At 40.0% G+C, this 18,666-nt stretch carries 22 protein-coding genes; 7 read left to right on the forward strand and 15 right to left on the reverse strand.

From position 1 onward, the window contains the following. The first annotated feature begins 95 nt into the window (after positions 1–95). The gene (locus AC1M86_RS12550) at positions 96–680 is read left to right on the forward strand and encodes a hypothetical protein (protein ID WP_481608087.1); all 585 of its coding nucleotides are present in this window, start codon (positions 96–98) and stop codon (positions 678–680) included. An 89-nt stretch (positions 681–769) separates the two neighbouring features. Beyond that, positions 770–1,783 carry a pirin family protein gene (locus AC1M86_RS12555; RefSeq protein WP_481608088.1) on the forward strand — a complete coding sequence of 338 codons (1,014 nt, stop codon included), beginning with the start codon at positions 770–772 and terminating at the stop codon, positions 1,781–1,783. A 6-nt stretch (positions 1,784–1,789) separates the two neighbouring features. Here the strand turns inward: AC1M86_RS12555 and AC1M86_RS12560 are convergent, their stop codons facing one another. After that, complete coding sequence (locus AC1M86_RS12560) at positions 1,790–2,239, reverse strand: hypothetical protein (RefSeq protein WP_179999932.1); 450 nt, start codon at positions 2,237–2,239, stop codon at positions 1,790–1,792. A 93-nt stretch (positions 2,240–2,332) separates the two neighbouring features. Here AC1M86_RS12560 and AC1M86_RS12565 point away from each other — a divergent pair, with 93 nt between their 5' ends. Continuing rightward, positions 2,333–2,779: an AAA family ATPase gene (locus tag AC1M86_RS12565; RefSeq protein WP_481608089.1), complete on the forward strand. Its 447-nt coding sequence runs from the start codon at positions 2,333–2,335 to the stop codon at positions 2,777–2,779. A 35-nt stretch (positions 2,780–2,814) separates the two neighbouring features. Here AC1M86_RS12565 and AC1M86_RS12570 read toward each other — a convergent pair whose 3' ends face one another. The 12 genes from AC1M86_RS12570 to AC1M86_RS12625 form a co-directional block, all read right to left on the reverse strand. Next, positions 2,815–4,182 carry an NAD-dependent succinate-semialdehyde dehydrogenase gene (locus tag AC1M86_RS12570; protein WP_481608090.1) on the reverse strand — a complete coding sequence of 456 codons (1,368 nt, stop codon included), beginning with the start codon at positions 4,180–4,182 and terminating at the stop codon, positions 2,815–2,817. Positions 4,183–4,754: 572 nt separating this feature from the next. Continuing rightward, positions 4,755–5,786, reverse strand: a complete 1,032-nt coding sequence (locus AC1M86_RS12575) for an Abi family protein (protein ID WP_481608091.1) — start codon at positions 5,784–5,786, stop codon at positions 4,755–4,757. A gap of 223 nt (positions 5,787–6,009) precedes the next feature. Further along, positions 6,010–6,429 carry a F0F1 ATP synthase subunit epsilon gene (locus tag AC1M86_RS12580; protein WP_035268205.1) on the reverse strand — a complete coding sequence of 140 codons (420 nt, stop codon included), beginning with the start codon at positions 6,427–6,429 and terminating at the stop codon, positions 6,010–6,012. 26 nt (positions 6,430–6,455) lie between these two features. Then, positions 6,456–7,850, reverse strand: a complete 1,395-nt coding sequence (gene atpD / locus AC1M86_RS12585) for a F0F1 ATP synthase subunit beta (protein WP_035268203.1) — start codon at positions 7,848–7,850, stop codon at positions 6,456–6,458. Positions 7,851–7,876: 26 nt separating this feature from the next. Further along, positions 7,877–8,746 carry a F0F1 ATP synthase subunit gamma gene (atpG, locus tag AC1M86_RS12590; RefSeq protein WP_035268202.1) on the reverse strand — a complete coding sequence of 290 codons (870 nt, stop codon included), beginning with the start codon at positions 8,744–8,746 and terminating at the stop codon, positions 7,877–7,879. A gap of 89 nt (positions 8,747–8,835) precedes the next feature. Continuing rightward, on the reverse strand, positions 8,836–10,380 hold the full coding sequence (atpA, locus tag AC1M86_RS12595) for a F0F1 ATP synthase subunit alpha (RefSeq protein ID WP_035268197.1): 1,545 nt from the start codon (positions 10,378–10,380) through the stop codon (positions 8,836–8,838). Between the two features lie 47 nt (positions 10,381–10,427). After that, positions 10,428–10,964 (reverse strand): F0F1 ATP synthase subunit delta, encoded by a 537-nt coding sequence (locus AC1M86_RS12600; protein ID WP_035268194.1) that lies wholly within the window; start codon positions 10,962–10,964, stop codon positions 10,428–10,430. Between the two features lie 11 nt (positions 10,965–10,975). After that, complete coding sequence (locus AC1M86_RS12605) at positions 10,976–11,446, reverse strand: F0F1 ATP synthase subunit B (protein WP_035268191.1); 471 nt, start codon at positions 11,444–11,446, stop codon at positions 10,976–10,978. A 38-nt stretch (positions 11,447–11,484) separates the two neighbouring features. Further along, a complete protein-coding gene (atpE, locus tag AC1M86_RS12610) occupies positions 11,485–11,739 on the reverse strand; it encodes a F0F1 ATP synthase subunit C (protein ID WP_035268188.1) in 255 nt (84 codons plus the stop codon). An 80-nt stretch (positions 11,740–11,819) separates the two neighbouring features. Then, positions 11,820–12,695, reverse strand: coding sequence for a F0F1 ATP synthase subunit A (gene atpB, locus AC1M86_RS12615; RefSeq protein ID WP_035268181.1), 876 nt, complete (start codon positions 12,693–12,695; stop codon positions 11,820–11,822). Positions 12,696–12,806: 111 nt separating this feature from the next. After that, positions 12,807–13,199, reverse strand: coding sequence for an ATP synthase subunit I (locus AC1M86_RS12620; protein ID WP_035268179.1), 393 nt, complete (start codon positions 13,197–13,199; stop codon positions 12,807–12,809). Between the two features lie 169 nt (positions 13,200–13,368). After that, positions 13,369–14,211 carry a metal ABC transporter solute-binding protein, Zn/Mn family gene (locus AC1M86_RS12625; RefSeq protein ID WP_035268175.1) on the reverse strand — a complete coding sequence of 281 codons (843 nt, stop codon included), beginning with the start codon at positions 14,209–14,211 and terminating at the stop codon, positions 13,369–13,371. A 138-nt stretch (positions 14,212–14,349) separates the two neighbouring features. Here AC1M86_RS12625 and AC1M86_RS12630 point away from each other — a divergent pair, with 138 nt between their 5' ends. Genes AC1M86_RS12630 through znuB form a run of 3 tightly spaced genes read left to right on the forward strand, consistent with a single transcriptional unit; the run spans position 14,350 to position 16,412 of the window. Further along, positions 14,350–14,841 (forward strand): transcriptional repressor, encoded by a 492-nt coding sequence (locus AC1M86_RS12630; protein ID WP_481608092.1) that lies wholly within the window; start codon positions 14,350–14,352, stop codon positions 14,839–14,841. Next, on the forward strand, positions 14,820–15,608 hold the full coding sequence (gene znuC, locus AC1M86_RS12635) for a zinc ABC transporter ATP-binding protein ZnuC (protein ID WP_481608093.1): 789 nt from the start codon (positions 14,820–14,822) through the stop codon (positions 15,606–15,608). The genes AC1M86_RS12630 and znuC overlap by 22 nt, the downstream gene beginning before the upstream one ends. A 3-nt stretch (positions 15,609–15,611) precedes the next feature. After that, complete coding sequence (znuB, locus tag AC1M86_RS12640) at positions 15,612–16,412, forward strand: zinc ABC transporter permease subunit ZnuB (protein WP_481608094.1); 801 nt, start codon at positions 15,612–15,614, stop codon at positions 16,410–16,412. A 17-nt stretch (positions 16,413–16,429) separates the two neighbouring features. Here the strand turns inward: znuB and AC1M86_RS12645 are convergent, their stop codons facing one another. Further along, positions 16,430–16,915 carry a hypothetical protein gene (locus tag AC1M86_RS12645; protein WP_481608095.1) on the reverse strand — a complete coding sequence of 162 codons (486 nt, stop codon included), beginning with the start codon at positions 16,913–16,915 and terminating at the stop codon, positions 16,430–16,432. Positions 16,916–16,945: 30 nt separating this feature from the next. Next, positions 16,946–17,566 carry a LysE family transporter gene (locus AC1M86_RS12650; RefSeq protein ID WP_481596429.1) on the reverse strand — a complete coding sequence of 207 codons (621 nt, stop codon included), beginning with the start codon at positions 17,564–17,566 and terminating at the stop codon, positions 16,946–16,948. A gap of 160 nt (positions 17,567–17,726) precedes the next feature. Here AC1M86_RS12650 and AC1M86_RS12655 point away from each other — a divergent pair, with 160 nt between their 5' ends. After that, the gene (locus AC1M86_RS12655) at positions 17,727–18,647 is read left to right on the forward strand and encodes a Dyp-type peroxidase (protein WP_481608096.1); all 921 of its coding nucleotides are present in this window, start codon (positions 17,727–17,729) and stop codon (positions 18,645–18,647) included. Positions 18,648–18,666 lie beyond the last annotated feature (19 nt).

Raw genomic sequence — 18,666 nt, forward strand, 5'->3', positions numbered from 1 at the left:
CATCAAAATTTTTGTTATTGCTTTGCAAATATTCAGATTTAACTCATATTTGTATCGTATCTTGGAATGAAGTGATTAACGATTTGGTTTTATTAATGAAAGTATTTCAAAGCATTGTTACCCCTTTTGCATTATTTGGCTTCGGTCTCGTGATGTTAGGTTGTCAGCCGCAAACCCAACACGATCAAGAAAAGGAAACAACAGCAGCTAATGTTGAAGAATCTTCCCCTGTCCAAGTCACTGATCCTACTGACTTAAAATCAGGCAATATGTTTTATATTGTGCGTGATGTGGCAGATGTACAACTTAAAGCAGGTGGATATATTGAGCAAATTCAACACCTACAATCTGATTTAGAAGAAGCTGTAAATAATAAAGATCCACAAAAGTTAGATCAGTCAGTGCAAAGTTTAAAATCTCAATTACTGGGCTTTAACGATGCGTTGACAGGACTTGACCTAAAAAGCCAAGAAATTTCCCAGATTCGTTCGAATATTTTAACGGCAAATGAAAATGTATTAGCTTCACCATTACTAAACGGCCAAGTGAATTTAAACAACATCGATTTTGCAGCTTTAGAAAAGCAAATGGGTAATATCCAAGGTGAAATGGTGAAATTAGCCAGTATGCTTTTGACTCAGTCCGGATCATCTACAGAAAATAATCAAGCCGAGGATTGATATACATTATTCTCACAAAATAGAGATGGTGGAGTGAGGGATTTCTCTTTAATTTGGATCTTAAATAATTCAGATATCATGGAGTCGGCATGTCTACCTCACCCATCTATAATATAACTCCTATTACTTTTCGTTTAGATTTAAAAGATCCTTTCATCTTTACTGCTCATCATATTGATCACTATCCTGCCGGGAATGCTGAAATGGGACCAGTTCATCCTGCAATCAATCAAGAATTCAATATGTATTATGGTAGTGTTGTTCCCGGCTTTCCCGAACATCCACACACAGGTTTTGAAACCATTACTTTAGTGGAACAAGGTTATGTCGATCATTTTGATTCCTTGGGTAATGGTGGACGATATGCTGCAGGTGATGTGCAATGGCTAAGTACGGGAAATGGTGTTGAACACTGTGAAATGTTCCCGTTAATTCATCAGGATCGAGAGAATCCTTTTGAATTATTTCAAATTTGGTTTAACTCATCTCCAGAACAAAAAAAACAACCTGCTGATTATAAAATGTTTTGGCGTGAACAAATTCCACATGTGAAAGCGACTGATCACCAGTCTCGCAGCATTGATGTACGAGTTATTTCAGGACAATATCAAAATCAAAATGCATTAAGTCGCCCACCACATTCTTGGGCAGCTGCAGCAGAAAATAAAGTGAATATATACTTAATTACTTTAGAAGCTGGCGCACATCTTGAAATTCCAGCTACCACCGCGACCTCCACTCGATTTGCTTACTTCTATCAGGGTTCAACTTTAAATATTGCTGATTCAACCATTCAATTCAAACATCTTGTAGAGCTTAAAGCTGACACCGAAATTCAAATTGAAGCAGGTGATCAAGAAGCGAGAATCTTATGGTTAGAAGGTGAACCTATTGGTGCACCAGTTGCAATGCGAGGGCCTTTTGTATTGAACAGCAAAGAAGAACTTGATGTTGCATTCAAACGATATCGTGAGACCCATTTTGGTGACTGGCCTTGGCCAAGTGATGCTCCAACGTTTTCACGTGAAACACCCCGTTTTGCAAGCTATGAAGGTGGTAAACGCAAGGAATATCCTGAACAAATGAGTTCAGATGGGGCTTAACAAGGTTTAAATATTACAGTATTCATCTTTGCCCAATGCTCGTTTAATATCCTGTTCAAAACGTGCATTGGGAAAAGGATAACGTTGAGGCAAATACAAGGTAAATCTTGTCAACGTAGGTGATAGCTTTTCTACAGTTGCCTTATGAACGTATTCACCACGTTCTGTTCGAGCAAATAGGGTTGCCATTTCAATATGCTCTTCAAGCTTGTTTTCAGTAAAGACTAGGTCATCATCACGTGTGAAACCGATACATCGCCGATATGCTTGTCTCAGATTTTGAAATACGCTGAGATAATCCAACTCGATTTCAGCACTTAAACCATTTTTATACGAGTTGGCAACCAAGGCCGCTTCAGTAGGTTCATTGGGCTGACTTAAATAATAATTTTGACATGCGGTGAGCTGACTGAAGATAAATATGCTTAGCGCGATAATTAGACTTTGACGATACATTATTTTATTTGGATTTATTAGACTTATACCTGAATTGTAGCAAAGTCTAAGCCGTGATTTAATTCAGCTTTATACTTTTAATGTAATTGAACCATGCAACTGATCATCTTCACTGGAGTTCAAGCTTCAGGCAAATCAAGCTACTATCTTTTACATTTGGCGCATTCACATTTAAGAATTAACTTAGACATGCTAAAAACTCGCCATCGGGAAAACATGATCTTTGAAGCATGTCTAGCCTCTAAAACCAAAACGGTGATCGACAATACCAACCCAACCAAAGCAGACCGTGCTCGTTATATTCAACGTGCTAAATTAGCAGGCTTTGAAGTGATTTCATATTACTTTGAAACAGATTTGAAAAGTACGCTAGAACGCAATGGTCAACGAAGCGGTAAAGCCAATATTCCTGAAGTCGGTGTTCGAGCAACATATAAGAAGTTAGAAGTACCTGATTTTCAAGAGGGGTTTGATGAAATACATCATATTAAGATAAAAGGCGCAGGTGAATACCACCATTTAATATTAGACTCCAAATAATAAAGCGACCCGAAGATCGCTTTATTTCAAAGACTTTATTGTTTCACCACCACTAATTTTTTTTGTACAAATTCCTGAAAACCTAAATCTGCGAGTTCATGACCATAACCAGAATTCTTTACGCCACCAAATGGTAATTCTGGAGCAGTATCTGTTAACCAATTGATCCACACCATTCCTGTTTCAATTCTCGAAGCTAATTTTTTTGCACGCTCTAGGTCTTGAGAATGAATTACACCTCCAAGACCATAATTAGAGTCATTGGCGATTTCAACGATTTCATCCTCATTTTCCGCAACATAAATCTGAGCAACTGGCCCAAAGAATTCTTCGTACCAAGCTTCATTATCTCGACTAATATTTTCTAAAATTGTCGGCTCATAGAAATAACCATCATGTTCAATTGCTTTGCCACCGATAACCAAAATTGCACCCTGCTGAACTGCTTTATCCACTTGTTTAATCAAGTTTTTAAGCGCACTTTCCGATGAGAGTGGTCCCAATGTGGTACTACGATCTAACGGGTCGCCAATTTTGAGTGCTTTAAATGCTTCAACCAAACCCGTTCTAAACTGATCAGCGATGTCTTTATGCAAAATAAATCGTTTTGCTGCAGTACACACCTGCCCTGTATTATTTACACGCGCTTTACAACCAATCTCAATCGCTTTATTTAAGTCCGCATCATCCAACACAATAAAGACATCATTCCCACCCAATTCAAGCGTAGACTTTTTAATGTGTTTGCCTGCTTGCGCAGCGACCGCACTACCTGCTCCTTCTGAACCAGTTAATGCAACACCGCGCACACGTTTGTCTGCAATAATATCTGCGACTTGATCGGTATTGATAAATAGATTGGTCCAAACACCTTTAGGCGCTCCTGCTTCTAATACGAGTTTTTCAAATGCTTCAGCACATTGTGGAACGATACCTGCATGTTTGGCCAATACAGGATTTCCAATACCACAGTTTGGTGCGAATACACGGACCAATTGATAAAATGGGAAATTCCATGGTTCAACAGCCATGATAATACCTAATGGATGATGCTCCACCCAAGCTTCGCCTAACTCAGTTTTATAGGGGACTGATTTCAGAAATTGTTCAGTATTTTTTGCATAGTACTCAGCAATTTGAGCACAGGATTCGATTTCACCTTCACTTTGTTCAATGAGCTTACCCATATCTAAAGTAATGAGTTTGGCTAATTCACTCTTTTTCTCTCTAAATAATGCTGCCAAACGTTGTAAAACTTTTACGCGATCATCTACATTTTTTACCCAATCCGATTTAAGAATAGATTCGGCTGAATCCAAAGCACGATCAATATCTTGTTGTTGGTGTGATGGATATTCTTTGTATACAGTATTGGTAAATGGGTTAATAGATTGATAACTCATAATTCTTCCCTTCATGCCAATAAAAATTTACAGTTCAATGCTATGTATTGATTTAAGCGTATTCATTGAAGTGCGCGTTAGCTATGCAAACTCTAGATAAGCTCAAAGTGCTCAAAAATTTTGTTTACATCAATCAACTTAGCATTATTTTTATTGAACTCAGGCATCGTTTACAGTTTGGTGCAAATCGTTACGTAGTGCTTGGTAAAGTTATAAGTAGATGTACATAACTCCTACTGTTTACCTTCAACTAGTAAGATGGTGATCAACAATATCAATCAAAGTAGAACGTGCTGTTTTAAACTCAGCCTCTTAATAAGCAGTTCTGAAGTTGTTTCTTATTATTTTGAAACAGATTTAAATTGTACTTAACAGCGTAATAGCTACCTTGAAGGTAGAGCGAATATTCCTGACATGGAAGTTCGAGCGATTTATCAAAAGCTTGAAGTGCCAAGTTTAGATGAAGGATTTGATGAGATTTTTCAGGTCAAGATTATAGGGAATGGGAAGTTTTCTATTTCTAGCCTTTGAATTTATACTCCCACTTAAAGAATCCTCACTCAACCAAAGTTTTAAATAATTTTATGCAAACAATATATTTGCTCATTATATTTAAAATAACGAACGTCTTGTTTGCAAAGTGTAGTTGATAACGTTTTTTTAAATCTTGTTTTCGATGTTACAAGTGTATCATCTCCAAAATTATTCATATAAGCATTGAAACCCTTTTCAGTTAATAACCACTTTAAATGCTTTAAAACTCCCCATCTATTACAATCAAGACATAGCTTAGGATCAATCCAACTTATAATCTCTATAATACGATCCAATATAATATTAAGCGAATTTAAAGTTTCAGATATATTTGAAGTCTTTGGATACAAGACATTCCCTTTAGTATTAGAATGACTTGAGAATACTTCATCATATATCTCTTTTACTTTCCATAGAGGTTCATGGTGAGCTATCCGATTTCGTATATCATTAATTAAAACTAATCTATTCGATAAGGTTTTTATATTTTTTTGAATTGACCAAGGATTTGTTAATGGCCGTGTTGGAGGCCTAGTTGCTTCCTGAAATGATTTTGAGTAACGATGATTCGAAAATACATTTAAAAGTATATCTTCCCACATAAATCTAGGATTTTTATCAATAAGAGAACACCAAAATCCTAATGTTAAACTTGCAATTACATCATCTGGTTGAGGTGGTGAAGAAAGAGGCCTTTTATTGCGATGATGATGTGTCTTATCGAGAATTTTACTGAGGCTCTTATCTTCTAATAAAGCGCATTCATACCAATTACATGATTTTGGTATTCCTAAAGTTATAGTCGCAGTATAGTTAGTTGAACCACGCCTAGTCTGCTGACTCTTAGGATAGGTATAATAATACTGACTTAAATGACTATGAAATTTATTTCTTAGTGTTATCTCTAATAAGTTCAATATCTTAAAGAATGAACTACAGATATTATCATTCCAAATATAGATACCTAAAATTTTTTCATTTGCTAAAGAGTTACCAAAATATCGTTTGTAAGCATTAATTCTAGGATAAGAAATTAAGTCGAAAAAATGCTGATGATCTGTAATTAACATTTTTTAATCAGATTATAGTTGCAATTTCTAGTCATTCCATTAGTATATACTACGTAAGCGCTTATAGCTTAACTATTATCCCCCCTCACCTGAGCTGGTTTAATAGGTTATATGACGCAATGAATACTAGGGACATCTTATCAGATGTCCCTTTTTATTTGCCATATATTTTAGCCATAAAAAAACCACCCTTTCGGGTGGTTTTTCAATCTCGAACCGTCTCTTATTGAGCGCGGTTTTTGATTTTGCGGATGGTTTCCAACTGTGCAGCTGTTTCTGCAAGCGCAGCCAAAGCAGCAGCAGCGTCCAAATCGCTCTTTTGATTTGCTAACAAAGTTTCAGCATTTTTACGTGCTTCAACGATTGCAGCTTCATCTAAGTTTTCTGCACGGACTGCAGTATCTGCAAGAACCGTAACAACATGCGGTTGAACTTCAAGAACACCACCAGATACATAGATTAATTCTTCTGTACCATTCTCCAACTGAACGCGAATCGCGCCCGGTTGAAGTAAAGTTACTAGTGGAGCATGGCCAGGCATAATACCTAACTCACCACCAGCACCTTTAGCAATTAGCATAGTTACAGTGCCTGAGTACAAAGACTCTTTAACACTTACAACGTCACATTGCATAGTCGCCATGAGAACCTCCTAAATTAGGTAGCTAATTAAAGTTTCTCGGCTTTAGCAATAACTTCGTCAATACCACCAACCATATAGAACGCTTGTTCTGGGATGTGATCGTATTCACCAGCTAGAAGACCTTTAAAGCCACGAATAGTTTCTTTAAGCGGTACAAGTTTACCAGGAGCACCAGTAAACACTTCTGCTACGTGGAACGGTTGAGAGAAGAAACGTTGGATCTTACGTGCACGGTATACAGTAAGCTTGTCTTCTTCTGACAATTCGTCCATACCAAGAATTGCGATAATGTCTTTCAATTCTTTATAACGTTGAAGAACGTTTTGAACTGAACGAGCGATTTCGTAATGCTCAGTACCAACAACTAATGGATCTAATTGACGTGAAGTAGAGTCAAGTGGATCGATCGCAGGGTAAATACCTTGTGAAGCGATGTCACGGCTCAATACAACTGTCGCATCTAAGTGAGCGAACGTAGTCGCTGGAGATGGATCCGTTAAGTCATCGGCAGGTACGTATACAGCTTGGATAGATGTAATCGAACCAGACTTAGTAGAAGTAATACGTTCTTGAAGAACACCCATCTCTTCTGCAAGTGTCGGTTGGTAACCTACTGCAGATGGCATACGGCCTAGAAGCGCTGATACTTCAGTACCTGCTAGTGTATAACGGTAGATGTTGTCTACGAACAATAATACGTCACGGCCTTTACCGTTTTCGTCTTTTTGATCACGGAAGTACTCAGCCATAGTAAGACCAGTTAACGCTACGCGTAAACGGTTACCTGGTGGCTCGTTCATCTGACCGTAAACCATTGCTACTTTGTCAAGAACGTTAGAGTCTTTCATCTCGTGATAGAAGTCGTTACCTTCACGAGTACGCTCACCAACACCAGCGAATACAGATAAACCTGAGTGCGCTTTAGCGATGTTGTTGATCAACTCCATCATGTTTACAGTTTTACCAACACCGGCACCACCGAACAGACCAACTTTACCACCTTTCGCGAACGGGCAAAGTAAGTCAATGACTTTAATACCAGTTTCTAAAAGGTCAGTAGAAGCAGCTTGTTCTGCATAAGAAGGCGCTTGACGGTGAATCGGTAAACGCTCTTCAGTTGCAACAGGACCAGCTTCATCGATCGGGCGACCAAGAACGTCCATGATACGACCAAGCGTCGCTGGACCAACTGGTACAGAGATCGGAGCGTTAGTGTTAGTTACGTTCAAACCACGCTTAAGACCTTCTGTAGATCCCATCGCAATTGTACGTACAACGCCGTCACCAAGTTGTTGCTGAACTTCTAATGTAGTTTCAGTGCCATCAACCTGAAGAGCGTCATAGATCTTAGGAACACTGTTGCGTTCAAACTCGACGTCGATAACCGCGCCGATGATCTGAATGATACGACCGCTACTCATTGCTGTCTCCTCAATTCAAAATAATGTTAAACGGCAGCGGCACCACCAACGATCTCAGAAATTTCCTGAGTAATCGCGGCTTGACGCAGCTTGTTATAAATAAGTTGTAGGTTCTTGATCAATTCACCCGCGTTATCCGTTGCAGCTTTCATTGCAACCATACGAGCAGATTGCTCACACGCGATGTTTTCGATCACACCTTGGTATACCACAGACTCGATATAACGAACCAATAAACCATTTAAAAGCTCTTCAGCTTCTGGTTCATAGATATAATCCCAACCGTATTGGCGGTTAAGAGTCTTGTCATCTTCAGCAGCTGCTAAAGGAACAAGTTGTTCGATTTTTTGATTTTGAGTCATGGCATTCACAAAGCCGTTAGACACTAAATAAATGCGATCTAATTCGCCTTTATCGTATGCATCCAACATGACTTGTACAGAACCAGACAACTGTTCAAGACTTGGAGTGTCACCCACTTGAGTGGTTGCACCAAGTACTTTACCGCCGTAGTTTTTAAAAAACGAAACCGCTTTTTGACCAATCAAAGCAAATTGAACTTCAATTGACTGCTCTTGTTGCTGTTGAACGTGTTTTACCACTTTCTTGAACAAGTTAATGTTCAAACCACCAGCAAGACCGCGATCTGATGACACGATGATATAGCCAACGCGCTTAACTGGGCGTTCAACCATATAACGATGTTTATATTCAGGATTCGCTTGTACTAAATGAGCAATTACACGGTGCATATTTTCGGCATACGGACGGCCCTGAGCCATGCGCTCTTGCGCACGACGCATCTTAGAAGCTGCTACCATCTGCATCGCGCGAGTAATTTTCTGCGTGCTTTTGATACTAGCTACTTTGGCGCGAATTTCTTTTAAATTTGCCATACGCTTAACCTAGTATTCGAAGGCCCTTTCGAGCCCTCGAAGGTTGATTCCGTGAACCAAACCGACACTAAATTTCAACAGTTTGAAAATTAGTAAGTTTGAGTCGCTTTAAAGCTTTCAATACCAGCTTTGAATGCTGCTTCGATGTCTTTGTTCCAATCACCAGTTTCATCGATCTGTTGCATTAACGCAGCATGTTCAGAACGGAAGTAAGAAATTAATGCAGCATCAAAGTCTACAATTTTCTTCACTTCTACGTCAGCCATGTAGCCTTCGTTAGATGCATATACAGAAACAGCTTGGTCAGCAATTGAATATGGAGCATACTGTTTTTGCTTCATTAATTCAGTTACACGTTGACCATGCTCAAGTTGCTTACGAGTTGCTTCATCAAGGTCAGAAGCGAACTGAGCAAACGCAGCCAATTCACGATATTGTGCTAAAGCAGTACGAATACCACCAGACAATTTTTTGATGATCTTAGTTTGAGCAGAACCACCAACACGAGATACAGAGATACCCGCGTTCACAGCAGGACGAATACCTGCGTTGAATAATGATGTTTCTAAGAAGATCTGACCATCAGTAATCGAAATTACGTTCGTTGGTACGAATGCAGATACGTCACCCGCTTGAGTTTCAATAATCGGTAATGCAGTTAATGAACCAGTTTGGCCTTTAACTTCACCGTTAGTGAATTTCTCAACATAGTCAGCAGATACACGAGAAGCACGTTCAAGTAGACGACTATGAAGATAGAATACGTCACCTGGGTAAGCTTCACGACCTGGTGGACGGCGTAAAAGCAATGAAATTTGACGATACGCAACTGCTTGTTTAGATAAGTCATCATAAATGATTAACGCATCTTCACCGCGGTCACGGAAGTATTCGCCCATTGTACAGCCAGAGTACGGAGCAAGGAAAAGCATTGCTGCTGGATCCGCTGCCGCTGCTGCTACAACAGTCGTATACGCCATAGCGCCAGTTTCTTCTAACTTACGTACAACGTTTGCGATAGTTGATTGTTTTTGACCAACTGCAACGTAGATACATTTAATGCCAGAATTCTTCTGTGCGATGATCGCATCGATCGCCATTGCTGTTTTACCAGTTTGACGGTCACCGATGATTAATTCACGTTGGCCACGACCAACTGGAATCATTGTATCAACTGATTTATAACCAGTTTGTACAGGCTCATCTACCGATTGACGCCAAATTACGCCTGGTGCAACTTTTTCAACTGCATCAGATAATTTTGCATCAATTGGGCCTTTACCATCAATTGGGTTACCCAAAGCATCTACTACACGGCCTAAAAGTTCTGGACCAACCGGAACTTCTAATACACGACCTGTGCAACGCGCTTTTTGACCTTCTTGAAGGCTTAAGTAGTTACCTAAAACAACGACGCCCACTGAATCCTGTTCTAGGTTCAGTGCCATACCGTATAAGCCGCCGTCGAATTCGATCATTTCACCGTACATTGCATCAGCAAGGCCGTGAATACGCACAATACCGTCGGAAACCATAACAATGGTTCCTTCGTTCTTAGCGGTCGCGCTGGTGTCCAGATCGCCGATACGCTGTTTAATGAGCGCACTGATCTCGGATGGATTCAGTTGTTGCATTGCGCTATACCTCAATCTTTATTAAGTTCAGTCTTCTTTTTACGCAATTATGCAAGAAGACGAGTCCGCATTTTTTCAAGCTTATTAAGCGCAGAATCATCTATCACTTGGTCGCCTGCACGAATAACAACACCCGCGATTAACGCTGGGTTAACTTCTACTGAAACATTTACAGCTGCGTTGAAACGTTTCTCTAACGCAGATGCAAGTAATTGCTCTTGTTCAGCAGAAAGTGGTAATGCAGATTCAATCACAACATCTACCACATTGTTATTTTGTGATTTAAGAAGTTCGTACTCTGCTTCAATCTCAGGTAACAAAGTTAAACGATCATTTTCAGCCAAAAGTGTCAAAAAGTTAGACACTTCAGCAGTTTGATCTGCACCTAAAACCTTAGCAAATAAACTTACTTGCTCCACAGGAGTAAGCTCAGGGCGACTCAAGTAAGCGGAAAATGCTTCATCTTGCACCGCAGCACTAAGCACTTGTAACACATTTGACCAATTGTCAGTTGCACCTTGCTCAGAAGCGAAAGCAAATGCTGCTTTAGCGTACGGGCGTGCTAACGTCAAGAGTTCAGCCATAATCGCCTCGCTTAAAGTTTAGCAGCCAGCTGAGTAAGCATGGCATTGTGAGCTGCTTCATCAACTTGTTGGTTCAGAATTTTCTCTGCACCAGCAACAGCAAGAGCTGCAACTTGTTGACGTAATTCTTCACGAGCAGCATTGATCTCTGTGTCAACAGCTTCTTTCGCTTGTTGACGAATACGCTCACCTTCAGCAGATGCTTGAGTACGAGCTTCTTCAACCAATTGAGCCGCACGACGGTTCGCTTGTTCGATCAATTGAGCCGCTTGTGCTTTCGCTGCATCTAATTCAGCTTTAACTTGAGCTTGCGCATCTGCAAGATCAGCTTTCGCCTTTTCAGCTGCATTTAAGCCATCAGCAATTTTACGCTGACGCTCACTAATCGCATTGATTAGTGGAGGCCAAACGAATTTCATACAGAATGCGACAAAGATCGCAAACGCAATCGCTTGACCAAACAGAGTATAGTTAATATTCATTGCTATTCCTCAAATAGTTGATTTCGGAATTTAGCTAATTAACCTACTAGGCCGATGAACGGATTTGCAAAGATAATGAACAAACCAATACCAACACCGATCATAGGCACAGCATCAAGAAGACCCGCGATTAAGAACATACGAGTTTGAAGTTGTGGAGCCAATTCTGGTTGACGAGCAACAGCTTCAAGGAAGCGACCACCTAAAAGACCAAAACCGATCGCAGTACCCAAAGCACCGAACGCGATTAAAAGAGCAGCTGCAACAGCAGATAAGCCAACTACTAAATCCATGAAAAAATCCTCAGAGGTTGAGTTTAAATCAAACAAAAAAACTTTAGCCCAACTACATAGTGTAGTCGAGCAAATATTAATTAATGCTTCTCGCTAGCCATACTCATATACACGATCGTTAACATCATGAAGATGAATGCTTGTAACGTGATAACAAGAATATGGAAGATTGCCCAAGGCACAGACAACGCCCATTGAATCCAGAACGGTAATAATGCGATCAAAATGAAGATCAATTCACCCGCATACATGTTACCGAACAAACGGAGAGCCAATGAAATTGGACGCGCGATAAAAGTTACTAATTCAAGAAGAATATTTACTGGAATTAATAATGCTTTTAAAAATGGGTTACTTGGATTGAATGGGTTAAGCGCAAATTCTGCACCGAAACCGACAAGACCTTTTTCACGGATACTATAGAAAATAGTTAACGCAAATACTGATAACGCCATACCAAGGGTTACGTTAGGGTCAGTAGATGGAACGATCTTGAAGTAAACATGATGCGGGTCGATACCGAATAGCCCACCAATTATGTGTTGAGCTGTATAAGGAATCCAGTCAACAGGGATAAGGTCCATCAAGTTCATGAGGAAAATCCACACGAAGATGGTAAGAGCTAGAGGCGCGATTAAACGTGATTTACCATGAAAGGTATCACGAACACTTGAGTCAACAAACTCAACGATCATTTCAATTGCAGCCTGGAACTTGGTCGGAACACCAGAGTTTGCAGCTTTCGCTACTAACCAGAACAACAAACAGAAAATGACGCCAAGGCCGATTGACCAACCCATAGAATCCAAGTGAATAGCAGTGAACCCCATCTCTTTCGCTTCTTCAGCAGTCTCAGCTAACTTCCACGTACCATCTGGTGCTTTACCATAGGTCATGTTCGTTAAGTGATGCTGAATATACTCAGACGAGGTAAGGGTATGTTCTTCAGCAGCCATAAATCACACCTGGTTAATGTCAAATACAAATTAGAGTTAACGAATATCGCGTGCTGCTTGATATCTCGTTAAACATCTAAAAAACTTTTCAATTTTTCGTTGCAATTCAACTCATTTTGATAGACGCGACGCCCAAAAAGGTGCGACCCACGACATGGTCTGAACGAGTATGAAACCACAAAACAATGCGACCGCTGACAACGGTTTCACATTGATTAAAATCAAAATGAAGCCAACAATCACAATTCCAAACTTACCGAGCAACCCCCGATACATATTCGATAGAACCTGTTTCGAAGCTCTTGCACCTGCAGCTCTGAACGACTGCCATGAAAAATAACAACTGGCTAGCCAACATACGAATGCACCTAATGCTGCACTCAAAGCCGCAGTCGAGTCTTTCAAGACCCACGCTATCAAGGCTGAAACAGGTATCATACATGCTTGCAAGATGACTAAAGCTTTCGCTAATCGTCGGTCAATCAAGCGACTAGTTCGGCTCATTTATTATCCACTCACAGCAATAATGCTTGACAAGTTTAGCTGATGATTATTTTTAATCGCAGGCATTATAGAGTTACACCCCTGAACATGCAATCTTTTCCCGACCTAAGTCTGGTATTTTTAGATCGTTTATTGCTGAGCACTTATACAATTATCGGCTGTTTTTACATCACTTTTGTGCTTTTTCTACACATGCACGTACTTGTATCGCTAGAGTCTGCCATGCTGTTATAAAATTCTGGTGTTTAGCAAAACTCTCATCAACTGCGAGAAAATTCACATGACCTAGAGACTTATATTGATTTTTATTAGCTACAGTTTCAGCCAAAAGACACATCTTTTGCTGAGGGCGATGGTCTTTTAAATATTTGATTTGAGCAATTGTAGGTGCCATATGTGGGTCTTCTGTCATCGCACCAGCGAATTTTAGCAACAGCGCACGCTCCAAGTATTGGTATGCATCATGTAATGACCAATACGGCTGAACACCATGATTGAGTTTTACACTTTGTGAGGTTTTCAGCATCTCATGTGCAAAAAGTTTAGCATTACTCCAATACTTGTCTTTAAACTCAGGTTGTTGTTGTGAGCGTAATGCCGCTATAAAAAAGCCAATACGAACTGCATTATTTGGTTCTAACCATACATGAGTATCGACAGTTCCTTTTACTACGTCCCCTCGACTATTTCTAAGCGGCAATGTTTGCAATATTCCTGTATTCAATAAGGCAACTGCTTTAGAGTTTTTCGCCAAAATACTCTCTAATGGCGCTTCATGCGCTTTACCAAGCCAAATAACCAATCCTGCATCTTGAATTAATTTGCGGTGCGCAGGGGTCAGATGAACATCATGCCCTGTTTGATTTTCTAGCAACAATTTTGGTTCTTCAATACCTTGAGTGATTTCTTTTGCAATCAAATACACTGGGTGTGTCGAAACCACCAAGGGTGCTTGTGCCCAAGCCAAGGTTGTGAATAATGCTGTAAAGCATAGTGCTAGCAGACGCAACATGAAATTAATTACCACTCGAATTTTGACGTTATAATATAACAAACAGTTGAAAATGCCTATGCTGTTCGTAAGTTGCAAGGTCTCATGATACTATTTATGAGATATCCCCTTCCCTTTTCGAAGTCTTGAGGTCAGTCCATGAGCGCATGTTCACACGAACATCATGATACTTTACACGGTGTGCATGATCACCCGAATGTTGAAGCTCGTTTATTAGAAGCTGAAGCAAGCTGCGCTGCTTCAGGCGCTAAATTGACTCCGCTTCGCAGAGAAGTTTTAGAGTTAATTTTAACGGCCTCAGGGCCTATGGGCGCTTATGACTTGTTGGCGAAATTAAAAGGTAATGCTGAACGTCCAGCAGCACCTCCAACTGTTTACCGCACCCTCGATTTTTTGCTCGAAAAAGGTTTTATTCATCGTTTAACTTCAATTAATGCCTATATTCCATGTTGCCATCCTCGTGCTGGACATCAAGCCGCTTTTCTCATTTGCTCTAAATGCAATACAGTAAAAGAGGCTTCAGCTCTTGGTTTGATTCAACAACTTGATCAATTGGCTTCGTCTGATCATTTTCAGGCTCAACATAGCATTATTGAGATTTCAGGATTATGTCAGCAGTGCTCTCAGTAAGTTCTGCATTGCCATTAATTGAACTGCAGCAAATTAATGTGCGAATTGATGAAAGAGACATTTTAAAGAATGTTGACTTTCAGATTCATGACAAAGAAATTATTACCCTCATTGGTCCCAATGGGGCGGGTAAATCTACGCTTATCAAAGTGATTCTTGGAATTGTGAAGGCCAATTCTGGTCAAATTAAACATCATAAAGCCTTAAAGCTTGCTTACGTCCCTCAAAAGTTCAATCCATCCCACAGCTTGCCACTTCGAGTGAAAGATTTACTTGATTTAGAAAATTGTGATCTTGCGATTAAACAAGAAATTATTCGAGATACTGGGATCATAAATTTACAAGATTCGAAAGTCCAACAGCTGTCTGGTGGGGAACGCCAGCGTGTACTTTTAGCACGCGCTCTACTGCGTCAACCCAACTTATTGGTACTCGATGAACCGATGCAAGGTTTAGATATTCAATCTGAAGCTGAACTTTATGATTATGTTCGAAGTCTACCTGAGCGCTACGGTTGCTCGATCTTAATCGTCTCTCATGATTTGCAGTGGGTGATGCAAGGTACACAGCGCGTGGTATGCCTCAATAAACATATATGTTGTAGCGGTTTGCCTGAAAATATTCAACAAGACCCTGAGTATCAAGCTATTTTCGGCACTAATCGAGTGTTCTACCAACATCATCACGATCATTGTGCACATGGTGATACAGCAACGCCATGTCAACACGATCCTCGTCCCCATATTCATCCAGAACCGGAAGCTTAGATCATGATGGAATGGTTACAACTTCTATTACCCGCATGGATTATGGGAACATTATTAGTGTTTCTAACTGCACCGCTCGGTTGTCTTATGTTATGGCGCCGTATGTCATTCTTTGCAGACACAATGGCGCATGGAACTCTCTTGGGTGTGGCGATTGCTGGCTTACTCACCCTCCCCTTATGGATGGGGGTTACGTTTACCGCGTTACTCTTGGTCGCAGTCCTTTGGGTATTGCATGATCCTCGCCTGCCCAACGATGCATTACTTGCGTTATGTTCAGCAACGCTGCTTTGCTCAGGACTATTGGTCATCCAACACCTCCCTGCGCTAAGACCTGAGTTGCTGAGTTATTTATTTGGCGATCTTTTAACAATATCTTGGTCCGACTTACCGACATTTGCAGTGGTGATTGTCATTGCACTCTCTGTGCTCTATAAAAGTTGGCAATCTCAGATTCAAATTGCGATTGATCCTGATATTGCGGTAAGTGAAGGTGTGAATGCGAAATGGCAGCGCCTTATTTTTATGCTGCTTCTTGCCTTATTTACAGTACTAGCGTTACGTGCAGTAGGTTCATTACTCATGGGTGCTTTATTGGTTATACCTGCATTAACCGCAAGACTTTTAGCACATTCACCTAAACGCATGGTGCTATGGTCTTTTATTGTGGCTCAAGTTGGTGTGACTGTGGGCTTATGGTCGAGTGCAGGTTTAAATATTGCGACAGGTTTAAGCATTGTATTAACCATGGCAATCGTATTTGCTGTGATTTTTATCATTCAAAAATTTAAAAAAATAGCCTGATTTATTTGGGCTATTCATTAATCTTGCTTCTTTATAAAATATTTATGAAGACAGAGAAAGATATAACAAGAGAATAAAAAAACCACCATAACCAATAAATTAATGAGGCCTTTTATCCATATCACATGCCAAAAGCCAAAAAAGGTCTGAGGCATAAACCAATATTCAACAATATAGAAAGGCAACCATTCGAATAGTAAACCGATTGCAGCCGTGATAAATAAGACCACATTGATCCACATAAAATAAACCATTTGTTTGAAAAACATCTTATATTGCGAAGTATCATCCACAATCATTTTTTTTATAAGGGTGGTGATCAAAGTTAAAATCACTGTAAGACCAAATGTGGCGCATATGCCAACACCCGCGCCCCACATCACAAACTTGATCCATTCCCACACACTTTCAGGCTGTAAATAAAAATACGCCCAGATATAGGGAGTTGAAATTAAGCCGAGCCCCAACAGAATAGTCAAAATTAATATTTTAATTTTCAACAAAATAACCCTCATTCGTTATTTTATTGTGTCTTATTGATGCACTAAACTCAATAAAAAAGCCGCACCTGCAAATAAACCTGCAAAGGTACGATTCATGACTTTTTGTTGACGAGGTGATTTAAGTAAACGCAATACCTTCGCTGCAAGACTTGTATATCCAGCCATAACGATAAGATCAATAGCAATCATTGTACAAGCCATGATGAGGTATTGTGGCCATTGAGGCTTTGAAAGATCCAGAAACTGTGGCAATACTGCCAATAAGAATACAATTGCTTTTGGATTACTCATATTGACAAAGAAACCGCTGATTACTAGCTTCATCGCTGACTTTTGCTTTAAATCAGACTGAATTTCTATGGACTGCACTGGGGCTTTCCACTGTAAATATGCCAAATATAATAAATACCCAACCCCAAACCATTTGACGATCAAAAATGCCAAAGGAGTCGTAGCAAAAAGTACGCCTGCTCCCGCAGCGACAACTCCAATTTGAACCAAAAGTGCAAGTTGCAGACCAATTGCATTCCAATAGCCTCGTTTGAATCCATAATTCAAACCACTAGACATAGATGCAATAGCACCTGCACCAGGCGAAATACTAATAACCCAACATGCAAGCATGTAGGCAAACCACATTTGATAAGACATAACGATTTGGGAGATTTATTTTGATGAGATTATATGACAATTCGACTTTTTTAAGATTTAAAATTTGAATGTTTTTTTAAACGTCTGTCTGTTCAGCACTATGATGATCAGGCACAATGTGATCAGCAAAATTAGGATATTATAATTTCAGGAGCCATGAATGACTTCCCAATCCGTAATCTTACCATTACCTTCAGATCATGCTCGCTTTATCACTTTGCGTTTAAAAGATTTATCAATAGATCAACTAAAAGAAAAACTTGAAGATCTCTTTACGACTCGTGATCGCTTAATTACTCAACATCCTCATGCTCAAATTAAAACTGCGGTGGCTTTTGGACCAGAACTTTGGTCACAACTTTACCCTCACCAACCAAAAGGTTTTAAACAGCTTGAACCAATTCAAGGCTCTTTCACAATGCCTGTGGTCCCTGCTGATGTTTTAATCCATATCGCAGCACAGCGCACTGATATTTGTTTTGCCTTAAGCCAAGCTTTTTTTGAAGGCATTCAGGATTTAGTTGAGGTTTTAGATGAGCGCGTGTGCTTCCGAAATTTTGATGGTCGAGATTTAACTGGTTTTATTGATGGCACCGAAAATCCTCAATTTCCAGATGATCGTGCTGAAACAGCTTTATTAGGTGAAGATGCAGGAATTTTCACTGATGGCTCATTCGTTTTTGCTCAACGTTATCGTCATGATTTAGATAAATGGAAAAAACTTAAAGTTGATGCACAAGAGCAAGTGATTGGGCGCACCAAACTCGAAAGCATTGAGCTTGATGACGATGTTAAACCCGACAATGCACATGTGGCTCGCACCGTTGTTGAAGATGATGAAGGTGAGGAGCTTGAAATTCTTCGCCACTCTTTACCATATGGGGATGGACGTGGTGATCAAGGTTTGTATTTTATCGCTTATACGAAAGATTTAACCCGTATTGATCGCATGCTGACACGTATGTTTGGAACTAGTGGCGATGGTATTCATGATCGTTTATTGCACTTTGTTGCGCCTTTAGATGGAGCTTATTACTTCGCCCCAAGTGAAGAGTTGCTAGAAAAGGTATTCGAAGATTAAACAATAGAAAGCCGACGTA

Source organism: Acinetobacter sp. ANC_7654, from assembly GCF_056779855.1.

What these genes read in the sequence shown, in the direction of transcription:
- AC1M86_RS12550 (WP_481608087.1), top strand. Translation starts at nt 96, where the DNA reads ATGAAAGTATTTCAAAGCATTGTTACCCCTTTTGCATTATTTGGCTTC.
- AC1M86_RS12555 (WP_481608088.1), top strand. Translation starts at nt 770, where the DNA reads ATGTCTACCTCACCCATCTATAATATAACTCCTATTACTTTTCGTTTA.
- AC1M86_RS12560 (WP_179999932.1), bottom strand. Translation starts at nt 2,239, where the DNA reads ATGTATCGTCAAAGTCTAATTATCGCGCTAAGCATATTTATCTTCAGT.
- AC1M86_RS12565 (WP_481608089.1), top strand. Translation starts at nt 2,333, where the DNA reads ATGCAACTGATCATCTTCACTGGAGTTCAAGCTTCAGGCAAATCAAGC.
- AC1M86_RS12570 (WP_481608090.1), bottom strand. Translation starts at nt 4,182, where the DNA reads ATGAGTTATCAATCTATTAACCCATTTACCAATACTGTATACAAAGAA.
- AC1M86_RS12575 (WP_481608091.1), bottom strand. Translation starts at nt 5,786, where the DNA reads ATGTTAATTACAGATCATCAGCATTTTTTCGACTTAATTTCTTATCCT.
- AC1M86_RS12580 (WP_035268205.1), bottom strand. Translation starts at nt 6,429, where the DNA reads ATGGCGACTATGCAATGTGACGTTGTAAGTGTTAAAGAGTCTTTGTAC.
- atpD (WP_035268203.1), bottom strand. Translation starts at nt 7,850, where the DNA reads ATGAGTAGCGGTCGTATCATTCAGATCATCGGCGCGGTTATCGACGTC.
- atpG (WP_035268202.1), bottom strand. Translation starts at nt 8,746, where the DNA reads ATGGCAAATTTAAAAGAAATTCGCGCCAAAGTAGCTAGTATCAAAAGC.
- atpA (WP_035268197.1), bottom strand. Translation starts at nt 10,380, where the DNA reads ATGCAACAACTGAATCCATCCGAGATCAGTGCGCTCATTAAACAGCGT.
- AC1M86_RS12600 (WP_035268194.1), bottom strand. Translation starts at nt 10,964, where the DNA reads ATGGCTGAACTCTTGACGTTAGCACGCCCGTACGCTAAAGCAGCATTT.
- AC1M86_RS12605 (WP_035268191.1), bottom strand. Translation starts at nt 11,446, where the DNA reads ATGAATATTAACTATACTCTGTTTGGTCAAGCGATTGCGTTTGCGATC.
- atpE (WP_035268188.1), bottom strand. Translation starts at nt 11,739, where the DNA reads ATGGATTTAGTAGTTGGCTTATCTGCTGTTGCAGCTGCTCTTTTAATC.
- atpB (WP_035268181.1), bottom strand. Translation starts at nt 12,695, where the DNA reads ATGGCTGCTGAAGAACATACCCTTACCTCGTCTGAGTATATTCAGCAT.
- AC1M86_RS12620 (WP_035268179.1), bottom strand. Translation starts at nt 13,199, where the DNA reads ATGAGCCGAACTAGTCGCTTGATTGACCGACGATTAGCGAAAGCTTTA.
- AC1M86_RS12625 (WP_035268175.1), bottom strand. Translation starts at nt 14,211, where the DNA reads ATGTTGCGTCTGCTAGCACTATGCTTTACAGCATTATTCACAACCTTG.
- AC1M86_RS12630 (WP_481608092.1), top strand. Translation starts at nt 14,350, where the DNA reads ATGAGCGCATGTTCACACGAACATCATGATACTTTACACGGTGTGCAT.
- znuC (WP_481608093.1), top strand. Translation starts at nt 14,820, where the DNA reads ATGTCAGCAGTGCTCTCAGTAAGTTCTGCATTGCCATTAATTGAACTG.
- znuB (WP_481608094.1), top strand. Translation starts at nt 15,612, where the DNA reads ATGATGGAATGGTTACAACTTCTATTACCCGCATGGATTATGGGAACA.
- AC1M86_RS12650 (WP_481596429.1), bottom strand. Translation starts at nt 17,566, where the DNA reads ATGTCTTATCAAATGTGGTTTGCCTACATGCTTGCATGTTGGGTTATT.
- AC1M86_RS12655 (WP_481608096.1), top strand. Translation starts at nt 17,727, where the DNA reads ATGACTTCCCAATCCGTAATCTTACCATTACCTTCAGATCATGCTCGC.